Below are 13,623 nucleotides of genomic sequence, written 5' to 3'. Positions count from 1 at the left end.
ATTCTACACTCGACAACTAGCAAACGTAAATGCATAATTTTATTTGTAATTTTATTACTACAAGAGGTCAAAATGTCACGTAAAGTTTTCTATGTTTCTGATGGAACAGCTATTACCGCAGAGGTGTTTGGACATGCGGTATTATCGCAATTTCCTATAGAATTTGAGTCACTTACAATTCCTTTTGTAGAGACAACAGAAAAAGCACTCAAGGTTATCGAACAAATTAATGATAGTTTTATTACAACAGGTGAAAGGCCTTTAGTTTTTCATTCCATCGTTAATCCGGAGATCCGTGAGATTATTTATAACTGTGAAGGCTTAAATTACGATTTTTTAAATACTTTTGTGGCGCCATTAGAACAACAATTAGGCATTCAAGCTGTACCAGTGCAAAATCGCACCCATGGGCAAGCCAATGCCAGTTATGAAACACGTATTAGTGCAATTAACTACGCAATGGATAATGATGATGCCAAACCATGAAACACATGGATGAAGCGATATTATTTTATTAGGGGTATCCCGCTGCGGAAAAACACCATCAAGCTTATATTTATCGATGCAATTTGGTATTAAAGCGGCCAACTATCCATTTACTGAAGATGACATGGATAATTTGCGACTACCAGAGGCATTAAAGCGCAACAAACATAAATTATTTGGTTTAACCATTAATCCAGATCGATTACATGAAATTAGAGAATGTCGATTAGGTAATAGCCGCTACTCTTCACTGCGCCAATGTCGACTCGAAGTCAGCGAAGTTGAAATGCTATATAAGAAGGAACGGATCCCATTCGTTAATACTACTTATCACTCAGTTGAAGAAATTGCGACTAAGATTTTGGATAAAACGGGTCTTAAACGTCACATGTTCTAATGCTAAAAAATTGTCTTTGATACGGCTCATTTATGTTTTTTTCAAAATAATTGGGCCAATCTATACTTTTATATGCACACTTGATGATAAAACGAGCAATTTGCGCTGTGCAGCGACGCTTGATTCGTTATAATCCGAACCAATAAGGCAAATAAGCCATGAGAATTGTCGGTAAACTTAATGACCACTAAAACAGACGAATTACGTACCTCACTATTATGTAAAGTGATCTCACCTGCTCAATTAGCATCTGAGTATCCATTAACTCAAGAAGCTGCAGACTATTTAGTTCAGCAACGTCGTGAAGTTGAGTCCATTTTAACCGGCGAAGATAAACGTCTATTGGTTATCATTGGCCCATGCTCAATCCATGATACAGAAGCGGCACTTGAGTATGCGGGTAAACTAGCAGCACTTCATCAAGAGTTAAAAGATGATCTTTGCATTGTTATGCGTGTTTACTTTGAAAAGCCACGTACGATTGTAGGTTGGAAAGGATTAATTTCTGATCCAGACTTAGATGGCAGCTTTAGCCCAAATAAAGGTCTGCGTTTAGCGAGACAGCTATTACAGCAAATTACCGAACTTAAATTGCCTATCGCGACTGAGTTTTTAGATATGGTCAACGGTCAATATATTGCTGACTTAATTACTTGGGGCGCAATTGGTGCTCGAACCACAGAAAGCCAAATTCACCGTGAAATGGCATCAGCCTATCATGCCCTGTTGGTTTTAAAAACGGTACTGACGGTAATATTAACATCGCGCTTGATGCAGTACGTGCTGCGCAAGTGCCACATATTTTTTACTCACCAGACAAGGATGGAGTCATGGCTGTTTACCGTACCCACGGTAACCCATACGGTCATATCATTTTACGTGGTGGCAAAACGCCAAACTACAGTGCAGCAGATGTTGAAGCAACCCGTGTTCAACTTGAACAAGCAGGTGTTAACCAACATATTGTGGTCGACTTTAGTCACGGTAATAGCCAAAAACAGCATCAATTACAACTCAATGTTGCTGATGACATTATGCAGCAGATCCGCAGTGGTAATACGGTAATTTCAGGCATTATGGCTGAGAGTTTCCTAATCGAAGGAACTCAAAAAGTTGTTGCAGACCAAGCTCTCACTTATGGTCAAAGCATTACTGATGCTTGTTTAAATTGGCAAGATTCTGAAAAGTTATTACGAGATTTAGCCGCAGCATCGCGTGCGCGCATAGACTTAAATAACTAATTGAGTATCCGCAAAACATTAAAATCCCTCATTATATGAGGGATTTTTTTATATTACTGACATAAGATAAGCAAATTTGAATATGTTGAGCTAGTCTGTATAATTGCTCGCCTTATTTATACATCGCTTTAGGTTGTAGTATGTCCATCGATGCCAGTCCCCTTCAATACCCTGCTGAAATATTAGCACGAATCGAGCGTTCAGAATCACGTGTTATTAAAGTGGTTTTTCCCTCAAAAACCAATCACCGTAACACCCTTTTTGGTGGTGAAGCCCTTGCATGGATGGATGAAACGGCATTTATTGCGGCTAACCGTTTTTGTCATAAAGACTTAGCCACAGTTTGCTCTGATAAAATCGATTTTAAAAAGCCCATTCCTGCAGGCAGTTTAGCTGAACTAGTTGCACGGGTCATTTACGTTGGCAATACCTCATTAAAAGTTGAAGTAAATATTTTTATTGAGGATATGTATCAAGATAAGCGTGAACACGCGATTAAAGGGGTCTTTACCTTTGTTGCAATTGATAATAACGGTAAGCCAATCAAAGTATTAGATTGATCTCCGACAAAGCTATTTATAGTCAATTTCAAGCTTTGGTAGCTATTTTGAACCAGATTCTGTTACATTAAGTTTATCAAGGTGTAGCAATGAATTATAAAAATAACTATGAAGCTTGAAAATCTACAGATCATAATCGCTGATGATCACCCCCTATTTAGAACGGCCCTACGACAAGCACTCAGTAATGATTTTAGCCATAGCCAATGGTTTGAAGCTGAAAATGCGGAAACCTTAGAGCAATTACTACAGCAATCCGCGCAATATGATTTAGTGCTGCTGGATTTACAAATGCCAGGTGCTAATGGTTATTCAACCTTAATCCATCTGCGCAGCCATTATCCGCATATTCCTGTGGCGATTATTTCAGCTCATGAAGATCAAACAACCATAGCCAAAGCAATTGAATATGGCAGCGCTGGATTTATTCCTAAATCCTCGTCTATGCCAATATTAATTGAAGCAATTAATGAGATCTTACAAGGTGAAATGTGGCTACCTAATAATCTAACACTCGAGCAACTAAACACTGATGAGCATATTTGCATTGCTAAACAGGTAGCAGATTTAACCCCACAGCAATATCGAGTATTACAAATGTTTGCCGAGGGGATGTTAAATAAGCAGATCGCGTATGACTTTTCAGTCTCAGAGGCGACCATTAAAGCTCATGCGACAGCCATTTTCAGAAAACTTAATGTGCGCAACCGTACCCAAGCGGTAATCGCTTTTAAGCAACTCAATATTGAGCCTACCAATATCAACGAAACCGATTAACCTAATTGGGTTGCGTCAAACTCAAAATTAATGCTTTTAGTGCTGCGGGTTTTATCATTTTTGCTAAAAAGTGATAGCCCTTAGCATGAACTTCATCAATCAACTCTTGACTATTATTGGCACTCATTAATACGCCAGGCAACGATGTACCGTACATTTCACGTAGGCTATCCATAGCATCCACCCCATTACATCCGGCATCAAGATGATAATCAGCTAGCACAATATCTGGTGCAATCCCTTTTAATCCTAATTGGATCCGCGCTTGGCCTAAATCAGGGACACATATCACTTCGCATTGCCAACGCGTCAGTAAAGATTCAAGTCCAGCTAAAATAGCAGGTTCATTATCAATACATAACACGGATATACCCGCTAAAGAATGAAGTGACATAGGCTTAGTGACAGGCTTAACGACTGTTTGCTGTGCTAACGGCACAAAAACCGAAAACACGGAGCCCTTGCCAATCTCTGAGTCAACTGTGATGGGGTGATTTAGCTCTTTACTAATTCGATCTGAAATGGCTAACCCTAAGCCTAAACCTGAAATCACTTTCGAATGGGGATTACTAACACGTTTAAACTCAGTAAAAATATCTTGTAAATGAGCTTGTTCTATCCCGCATCCAGTATCCAATACCTGAATTAATATGCCATCTGCTTTGCGGCGACAACCTAATACAACGCGTCCACCTTTAGCGTAACGATAAGCATTGGTTAAAAAGTTTTGTACAATTCGACGTAATAATATTGGATCGGAATTCACAGCAAGCTTACATGGCAACATCGAAAAGTGGATATTGAACTCATCCTGCATAGCAATACATTCAGCACTTAAACCTTCAATAAGCTGAGCAATATAAAAATCCTTACGATTAACTTTAACCAAGCCTGAATCAAGTCTAGATATATCAAGTAGATCTGTCAGTAACTCACCAGCCGCTTTTAAAGAGCCATTAACGTTATTAATTGCCTTTTGTGTTGCTATAGAGAGTTGCGGATCATGCGCCAAAGATGCTGTAAATAAACGAGCAGCGTTTAATGGCTGCATTAAATCGTGCCCAACCGCGGCTAAAAAACGACTCTTAGAAGCATTGGCTTGCTCCTCTTTTTGTTTAGCTTGAGTTAATGCTTGATTTAACGCGGCTAATTCAGAAGTACGCTCTGCAACTCTGGCTTCAAGGGTAATATTCATGTCCCTTAGCGCCTGTTCCTGCAATCGATATTGCGTAATATCGGTAAAGGTCATCACAAAGCCACCTTTAGGCATAGGATTACCTTGAATTTTAATCACCTTGCCATCAAGTCGTCTACGCTCTGAAGTATGAGCACTACCATTACGCATATGCTGCAACCGTTTTTGAACTTGTGCTTCTATCTCACCTTCACCACAAAAACCACGACGAGCATTAAAACGAATCACCTCGGCAATAGGTAACCCAACCTTTAAAAATCCGTCAGGATAATGATAAAGCTGAACGTAACGATAGTTCCAAGCAACAAGGTTAAGCTCACTGTCAATCACACTCATGCCTTCATAAGCATGTTCAATCGCCGCCCTTAACATATCTTGACTCATTACCACCTGACTTGAGGCGTCATCAACGAGTTCAAATACTTCATCTAATGCTAAATCACGCCCTTTCATCACAGAATTAAGCACTAACGCCGCACTTGTTGCCCCTAAAATACCTGATAATAAATGTTCAGTGTGGGCAATAAGCTCTGCTGATGCGGCTTTATTAGGGGTATCAGTCAGTTCAAATGCAGCATAACTTTGCTCAACTCTTGCAGGGCTAATAAATCGTCCCGCTAAAAGTAGTAACTCTTGCTGAGAAACAAAACGGGCTTTATCTGAGTTATTACGTTCATTCCCTGGAGTGACAAAGCTACTGGCTTGAATACGATCAACCACCCCAGATCTAAACCACAGTGAACCTAAAATATAACAGATGCAATTAACCAATAGCGCTAACAAAATATCACGTACATTCGGCGTAATAGATTGTAATAACGTAATATTGTCGGTCACGGCAGCAACACCTAAGCCATCACGAACTAACACTGTACACCACAAACCAAAACCGACGGCTAAACCGAGTATCACGCCATAGCGATTCCCATGCTGCCAATATAGCCCCCCAACAAGGGCTGGCGCCAATTGTGCAAATGCGCCAAAGGACATCATGCCTAAGTCAGATAATGAATCGTTATGACTTAGCGCCATATAGCTAATAAAGCCAATGGTGAAAATCAATATAATAACGATGCGACGAATATTAAGCAGCAGATGTGAAAATTGATCAAAATTCTTACGTTGCATTTGTCCTGAACGTAACATCAAAGGCACAACCCATTCGTTACTCACCATAATACTGATCGTGACTACAGCAACAATCATCATGCCTGTTGCCGCAGAGATAGTACCCAATAATGCAATAATGGCGATTAAAGGATGATCAAGTGCTAACGGAATACTAATGACATAGGTATCAGCAGGTACACTATCACCAAGTAATAACTGGCCCGCTAAAGCTAGTGGTGGAATAAACAGCGCAAATAACAATAAGTAGACAGGTAAAATCCAACGACTTTTCGCTAATGCTTGTGGATCTGGACATTCCACAACCATGACATGAAATTGCCTTGGCATACATAAAAAAGCCGCCATACCGACAATAATCTCAGGCAATAAACGTAGCAGATTTATCTCTGTTAATTGTGGTGTAGCTAATGGCTCGAATTGTTGCCACACATCACCAATGCCATTATAAACCCCATAAATGATGACTATTCCAACTAATAAAAAAGCAGATAATTTAACTAATGACTCAAATGCAATGGCAAACATTAATCCCGGATTATGTTCGGTTGCATCGAGTTTGCGGGTACCAAACAAAATGGAAAATATCGCTAAGATAACGGTAATAATTAAGCCCATACTTAATTCATCAATATTATCACCTGAAGGAATAAACAGGCCAAAACTGAGCATCATTGCTTTTAGCTGTAATGCGATATAAGGCATGATGCCGAATAATGAAATAAAGGTCACTAATACCGCAAGAAATTGAGATTTACCGTAACGAGCCGCAATAAAGTCTGCTACCGAAGTAATATTATGCGCTTTGGCTGTACGCACTAATTTCTTTAATAAACTGAAACCAAATACAAACAGTAATATTGGCGCAATAAATATCGGCGTAAAAGACCAAAGATTATTTGAAGACTGGCCTACCGTCCCTAAAAAGCTCCAAGATGAACAATAAACCGCTAGACTTAACCCATAGATAGCCACTTGCAAACGTGATGAGATAAATCGTCCCCAACGCTCAGCTGCCCACGCCAGCACAAACAAAAGAAAGACATAAACAATAGCGATTACGGCAACAAGTAGGGTCAAATTCATCAGTTAGTTCAATATAATTGTTATTAGTTTTTATTGTGCAATAAGTATACACAAAATTAGATTTTAATAAATGTTGCAAGCCTATAATAAACAAGGATTTTACATACCTAGACCAAGGTCTAATAGTGCTTTTTAGTATATCGACTGCATACTTATGCAAAATAAAAATCCAACTAACAAGGGTATCCTATGACGAGCCAAAACCTATATGACATTCCGGAAAATATTGCAGCTCATTGTATGGTCAATGATGAACAATATAGAAAAATGTATCAAGAGTCAGTGGTCAACCCTGACGGTTTTTGGCGTGAGCATGGTCAGAGAATTGATTGGATAAAACCTTATACTGAAGTTAAAAAAACCTGTTTTGATGATCGAAACCTATCTATTAATTGGTTTTATGATGGCACCTTAAATGCCAGTGTTAACTGTCTTGATCGTCACTTAGCCAGCCGTGGTGACCAAGAGGCGATTATTTGGGAAGGTGATGATGCCAACGAACAGCGCACTCTAACCTATAAACAATTACATGCTGAAGTGTGTAAATTTGCTAATGCGCTGAAAAGCCAAGGTGTCGTCAAGGGTGATGTGGTCACATTATATATGCCAATGGTGCCCGAAGCGGCAATAGCAATGCTTGCTTGCGCACGTATTGGTGCTATTCATTCTGTTATTTTTGGTGGCTTTTCTCCAGATTCAATTGCGGCACGTATTATTGATGGTCAATCAAAAGTCATTGTTACCGCTGATGAAGGGATTCGTGCTGGACGGATCATTCCACTAAAACAAAATATTGATCAAGCATTGACTCACCCAAGTGTTAATACCGTTGAAAAAGTCATCGTACTGAAACGTACTGGCGGCGACGTTAATTGGCATGATACAAGAGATATTGATTGGCATTCACTGATGGCTACGGCATCAGAACACTGTCCCGCAGAAGAGATGAACGCCGAAGATCCATTATTTTTGCTCTATACCTCAGGCTCAACAGGTAACCCAAAGGGCGTATTACATACCACAGGGGGTTATCTGGTTTACGCCGCAATGACCCATGAATATGTTTTTGATTATAAAGATGGCGAGATTTTCTGGTGTACTGCCGATGTAGGTTGGATTACCGGGCACAGTTATATCGTGTACGGACCATTAGCTAATGGTGCCAAGATTTTAATCCATGAAGGCGTACCCAATTACCCAAGTCCTGCAAGACTAGGAGAGATGATAGATCGTCATCAGGTCAATACGTTATACACAGCCCCCACTTTGATCCGCGCATTAATGGCGCAAGGTAAACAAGAGTTTGACAACTTCGACGGCAGTTCATTACGGATCATGGGATCGGTTGGTGAACCTATTAACCCAGAAGCATGGCGTTGGTATCACGAGGTTATTGGTCACGAACATTGCCCAATTGTTGATACTTGGTGGCAAACTGAAACGGGTGGAATTCTAATTAGCCCACTACCAGGTGCAATTAAAGCAAAACCTGGATCAGCAACTAGACCATTTTTTGGGGTACAGCCAGCACTCGTTGACAATGAAGGCAATATTCTAGAAGGCGCCACCGAAGGCAACTTAGTTATTCTAGACTCATGGCCGGGGCAAATGCGTACCGTTTATGGCGATCATGAGCGCTTTGCATTAACTTACTTTAAAACCTTCCAAGGTATGTATTTCACTGGCGATGGTGCACGCCGAGATGAAGATGGCTATTACTGGATCACAGGCCGTGTCGATGATGTCATTAATGTGTCAGGTCACCGCTTAGGTACAGCTGAAATAGAAAGCGCATTGGTCGCACATGAACAGGTTGCAGAAGCCGCAGTTGTTGGATACCCACACGATATAAAAGGACAAGGTATCTATGCTTACGTGACTCTCACGAAAGACTGTGTCCCTTCTGATGAACTTAATCAAGAATTGAGACAATGGGTCAGAAAAGAGATTGGTGCACTTGCCACACCCGATTTAATTCAATGGGCAGGCAGTTTACCTAAAACTCGTTCAGGCAAAATTATGCGCCGCTTTCTACGCAAAATTGCGGCGAATGAGATTACGAACCTTGGTGATGCTTCAACACTTGCAGATCCGTCGGTTATTGACCTATTAATTGAAGATAGATTAAATCAACAGTCATAAGATTATTCTAAATTAGCTGACGCAGGCGTAAAATAGATATAGCAACACGCTTGTATCAGCTCAATTTAGGAATACAAATGAAACTTAATAAAAGCTATGTTATTGGTGTCATCACACTATTAATGAGCAGCACTGCTGCAGCACAAACAATTACGCCACCATTCACACTAAAAATAGCTAACTCAACCATTAATCATGAACTTCCTTCTGGTTCTGCTATGGTGATTAATCAAGGACAACTTATCGTTGCTGGTGATGATTCGCCTTGGTTATTTAATCTAAACTCAAATTTTAATATTACTCACAAGAGCCAAATTGCTCCATTTCGGGTTAATCAACAAAACCGTATCAACCATAAAACCAAACCTGATTTTGAATCAATGACTCAACTTAACTATCAAGGTAAATCTTATTACTTTGTATGGGGATCTGGCAGTAAAAAGCAGTTACGGGAACAAGCATTTTTAATTAGCACTGATGGTAAAAGTACAGAAAAGCTGTCGCTTGCTTCTCTCTACACTGAGCTACATAAGCTTGCAGGATTTACAGCAAAGCAAAAAATAAATATTGAAGGCCTTGCCAGTAATAACCAGCAAACTTTTATATTTAATCGTGGTAATGAAGGTAAGAATGCAATCTTTAGCATCAATACCAATGAACTGATGGCATATTTAATGGGACATAGTCATCGTTTGAATTCAACCAAGGTATATCAAATTCAATTACCGAGTATAAATGGCGTACAAGCGTGTTTTTCTGGCGCTGACTTTTGGCAAGATAATAACAGTATTATCTTCACCGCCTCAGTGGAAGGAAACAATCAAAGCAGCATCAATGACGGAGAAATACAAGGCAGCTTTGTTGGCGTTTTGCCACTGAGTCTATTAAATGGCAAGCAAATTGATCTTACGCCTTACACTCAACTGATGCAGCATGATGGAAGAGCATTACTAACCAAAGCAGAGTCAATTGCTGTTGCAACACAAACAAAACAACAGGCTAAAGGCTATATCGTTAGCGACAATGATAACGGTACAAGCCAGTTCTTTAGTTTTACTCTTAAGCAATAATCTGCTGCGTAATAAAGTGATCATGGCCGCGTTTAGCGGCCTATTTTATGATAAATTATCAGCATAATTCATTAATTGTTTTTTGCTTGTGAAACTGAGAGATTATCAACAACAATCGGTTGATGCCGCCATTAATCATTTTAAGAGAAGCCATGATTCTGCGGTATTAGTGCTACCGACAGGCGCAGGCAAAAGTATTGTTATTGCAGAATTAGCTCGTATTGCTAAAGGGCGAGTCTTAATTTTAACCCATGTAAAAGAGCTAGTTGAACAGAATGCGGAAAAGGTTGGGTTATTAACTGAAGATGCTGATATTTATTCTGCAGGTTTAAAGCAAAAACAGACTCAAGCCAAAACCGTGGTTGCAAGTGTTCAGTCAGCGGCAAGAGCTCTCACTAAATTTGATCAACCTTTTTCACTGGTTATTATTGATGAATGTCATCGTGTTAGTCTTGAAAAAGAGAGCCAATACCAGCAAATTCTCAGTCATTTGAAACAAATCAATCCTCATATTCGTTTACTTGGATTAACTGCAACGCCTTATCGACTAGGTGTTGGCTATATATATAAATTTCATTATCACGGAAAAGTGGGCAATCCAGAACATGGTATTTTTGAACATTGTATTTTTGATTACCCAATTAGACCGCTGATCAAACAAGGGTTCCTCACTGAGCCCAAACTACTTGATGGCCTTAGTGCTCAATACGACTTTAGCCAATTGAAGGCCAGCGATAATGGACATTATGCGACAGATCAAGTTGATGATTTATTGAATCATAATGGCCGTGCAACCACAGCAATTATCGCGCAAATAAAAACCCTAGCGATACATCGTCAAGGGGTCATTATTTTTGCTGCTACGGTACGTCATGCACAAGAGATTATCAATTTGCTTGATGATAACGCGGCATTAATTACTGCCGATACACCTCATCATGAGCGTGACTTAGTGATAGAACAATTTAAGGCAAGAAAACTTAAATTTATTGTCAATGTCGCCGTACTTACCACAGGATTTGATGCGCCGCATGTTGATCTGATTGCAATTTTAAGGCCGACGGCTTCTATTAGTTTATTTCAACAGATGGTAGGTCGCGGTTTACGGATTTGCGAAGGTAAACAGGACTGCTTAGTTATTGATTATGCGGCAAATGGCTACGACCTCTACTACCCAGAAGTCGGACAAGCTAAACCCAATAGTAAATCTGTACCAGTGCAAGTTCACTGCCCTGTCTGCCAGTTTGCCAATATTTTCTGGGGAATTACAGATAATGATGGCGATATTGTTGAGCATTTTGGTCGACGCTGTCAGGGCGTTATAGAACACGATTCAATTAAACAGCAATGTGACTATCGGTTTCGCAGTAAAGCCTGCCCCGATTGCGGCGCAGAAAACGATATTGCCGCTAAAATATGCCAATGCTGCCAATCAACGTTAATCGATCCTGACAAACGACTGAAACAAGTATTGCAGCAAAAACATCATCACCTTTTTAAATGCCAAGATATGCTACTTGAACAACAAGATGACAAGTTAGTTATTCGCTATCTCGATTTTGAAGGTAATGATTTTTGCCAATATTTTAAAATGAATACTAAGCCACAGATCAGTGCGTTATACGCCATTTTTATTTATCCTCACAGTAAGACGCCGGGATTAAAAATGGCAAGATATAGCAAGGTAGAGCAAGTTATAAACGATAGGGATAAATTCAGAAAGCCAGACCTACTTTTACTTAAAAAAGCTAAACGGGGCTGGGATTTACAAGAGACTTGGTTTGACTACCAAGGCCGATACCAAACTGATAATAATTTTAAGCTAGAAGCATTATGATTTGCTCGTTAGCTGTGATATAAATTGGTTTCTAACGATGAAGGAGCAATTATGTTTGTTGTAATTTTTGGTCGCCCAGGCTGCCCTTACTGCGTTCGTGCAGTTCAACTTTCAGAGCAACTAGCGGAAAAACGCGAAGATTTTAAATTTAAGTATGTCGATATTCAGGCTGAAGGAATTAGCAAGGCAGACTTAGAAAAGACTGTTGGTAAGCCAGTACAGACTGTTCCACAAATTTTTGTTGATCAAACGCATGTAGGTGGTTACACCGAGTTTGAACAATATGTACGCGAAAACAATCTTCTAGGTTAATCAGCCAGATTAACTTAAGATGATAAAAGAAATGGAGCTTAGGCCTCCATTTTTATATCTACTATCTTGCGCTAAAGTACATATTTAGCTGAGAAAATAATTCTATCTAATTCGCCAGTATAACCATTTTGTTTTTCATTTTCGGCGTGCATATATTCGATACCAAGCGTTAATGGTTTACTCGGTGAGTAAAGCAAATTTAAATAGCCGCTATATGATGATTTATTGCTGGTTGCTGCAGTTATACGTTGGTCATTATCAGCATTAAAGCCTGATAAAGTAATACTACTACGCCACTTTTCATTCCACCAATGACGATATGATATAAAGCCTGCATACGATTTAATGGTTTCAAGCTCACCTTGTGCATCAAGTTGAGCAGCATTGGCAAAATTTAGCGCCAGATAACGCCCTAAACCATCTCCGTACGTCGCAGTAAATTTAAAATCATCATCACCGACTGGCACGACACCAGACCAGCTAATACCGTATCCCATCTCTTGTGTATCAAGCACTCCCTGCTCTATATTCAATTGACGTAAAATAGCCGCAAAAGCCATACTACCGCCTGAATTGAATTTAACATTGTAACGCCCAACAAAATCTGGAATAGAACCGCTACCGCTTACAATCCGCTGACCTGTCGCGAATGAACTTGCCGTCGTTTCTGGATTTTCAATCGAAAATTGGAAACCATTATTGCTATATCTAAGCAGTGTTTGCCTAACAAACGGCGTACCATCTGCAGCCCCCACAAAATCTAAGTTTTCAGGTAAGGCACCAGGATTTTGAAATGTGGTCCATGTTTGACCAAACAACCAATTATCAAAGCTCACATAAGCTTGGCGTATACGAGGGGAATAACTATTAGAAACACGCTCATTACCATCAGTATGAGTCATAAAATCCAACTCAATAAATCCGGTTAATTTACTGCCACCAACATTAGTGACGCTTTTCATATTAAATCGCGTCTCTCTTGCTTGAAAATCAACAACTTGCTTGCCATTACCGGGAGTGCCATAAATCGTTCCAGGCACATAAAATTGACGGGAAAGGCTTCCAGAGTCAGGAGCGCCATTACTGTAGTCACTGAACATAATGTCCGCTTTTATATAACCACCAAAATCAAATTTAGTATTATCGACCATATTCGCAATTGCAGAGCTTTGATAAAGCACAGCAATAACTAAACTAGCCGATGCCGTTTTTGTTAATTTTTGCATCATTCATCCCTCTCCTTGAAAGAGCTATGAATATGGCAAATATTAGGCATTACTGATATTAGATATAAGTCTATTAGCGATTTGTATTAAAATGAACTACGCAGTATGAAGATTAAAACTTAGGAAAGTATAGAAGAATTCGTCGCGGGAATTTAAAAAGAGATGG

Annotated in this window: 8 protein-coding genes and 2 pseudogenes; 8 read left to right on the top strand and 2 right to left on the bottom strand. The window is 39.7% G+C overall.

Annotated features, from left to right (window positions below; translation table 11 throughout):
- The first annotated feature begins 72 nt into the window (after nt 1-72).
- The 4 genes and pseudogenes from ppsR (at nt 73) to JCM15074_RS15470 (ending at nt 3,461) form a co-directional block, all read left to right on the top strand.
- Nucleotides 73-883: pseudogene (ppsR, locus tag JCM15074_RS22540) on the top strand (posphoenolpyruvate synthetase regulatory kinase/phosphorylase PpsR).
- A 180-nt stretch (nt 884-1,063) separates the two neighbouring features.
- Nucleotides 1,064-2,124, top strand: a pseudogene (locus JCM15074_RS25670) (3-deoxy-7-phosphoheptulonate synthase).
- Between the two features lie 140 nt (nt 2,125-2,264).
- Nucleotides 2,265-2,684: an acyl-CoA thioesterase gene (locus JCM15074_RS15475; RefSeq protein ID WP_025822209.1), complete on the top strand. Its 420-nt coding sequence runs from the start codon at nt 2,265-2,267 to the stop codon at nt 2,682-2,684.
- 108 nt (nt 2,685-2,792) lie between these two features.
- Entirely contained in the window at nt 2,793-3,461 is a 669-nt protein-coding gene (locus tag JCM15074_RS15470; protein WP_025822207.1) for a response regulator, read from the top strand.
- A 1-nt stretch (nt 3,462) separates the two neighbouring features.
- On the opposite strand, the gene JCM15074_RS15465 is transcribed toward JCM15074_RS15470, so the two are convergent.
- Nucleotides 3,463-6,870, bottom strand: coding sequence for a hybrid sensor histidine kinase/response regulator (locus JCM15074_RS15465; RefSeq protein WP_025822205.1), 3,408 nt, complete (start codon nt 6,868-6,870; stop codon nt 3,463-3,465).
- Between the two features lie 189 nt (nt 6,871-7,059).
- Between JCM15074_RS15465 and acs the strand changes: the two genes are divergently transcribed.
- The 4 genes from acs (at nt 7,060) to JCM15074_RS15445 (ending at nt 12,231) form a co-directional block, all read left to right on the top strand.
- Complete coding sequence (acs, locus tag JCM15074_RS15460; protein WP_025822203.1) at nt 7,060-9,012, top strand: acetate--CoA ligase; 1,953 nt, start codon at nt 7,060-7,062, stop codon at nt 9,010-9,012.
- Between the two features lie 77 nt (nt 9,013-9,089).
- Nucleotides 9,090-10,082 carry a DUF6929 family protein gene (locus JCM15074_RS15455; RefSeq protein ID WP_025822200.1) on the top strand — a complete coding sequence of 331 codons (993 nt, stop codon included), beginning with the start codon at nt 9,090-9,092 and terminating at the stop codon, nt 10,080-10,082.
- A gap of 82 nt (nt 10,083-10,164) precedes the next feature.
- Nucleotides 10,165-11,919 carry a DNA repair helicase RadD gene (radD, locus tag JCM15074_RS15450; protein WP_025822198.1) on the top strand — a complete coding sequence of 585 codons (1,755 nt, stop codon included), beginning with the start codon at nt 10,165-10,167 and terminating at the stop codon, nt 11,917-11,919.
- A 51-nt stretch (nt 11,920-11,970) separates the two neighbouring features.
- Entirely contained in the window at nt 11,971-12,231 is a 261-nt protein-coding gene (locus JCM15074_RS15445; RefSeq protein WP_025822196.1) for a GrxA family glutaredoxin, read from the top strand.
- A gap of 71 nt (nt 12,232-12,302) precedes the next feature.
- Here the strand turns inward: JCM15074_RS15445 and JCM15074_RS15440 are convergent, their stop codons facing one another.
- Nucleotides 12,303-13,460: a DcaP family trimeric outer membrane transporter gene (locus JCM15074_RS15440; protein WP_025822194.1), complete on the bottom strand. Its 1,158-nt coding sequence runs from the start codon at nt 13,458-13,460 to the stop codon at nt 12,303-12,305.
- Between the last annotated feature and the right edge of the window lie 163 nt (nt 13,461-13,623).

It is taken from the genome of Shewanella marina JCM 15074 (assembly GCF_000614975.1).
In the GTDB taxonomy this organism is placed as follows: domain Bacteria; phylum Pseudomonadota; class Gammaproteobacteria; order Enterobacterales; family Shewanellaceae; genus Shewanella; species Shewanella marina.
Note: the sequence above shows the minus strand (reverse complement) of the source record. Positions and strands in the feature narration are given on the sequence as shown.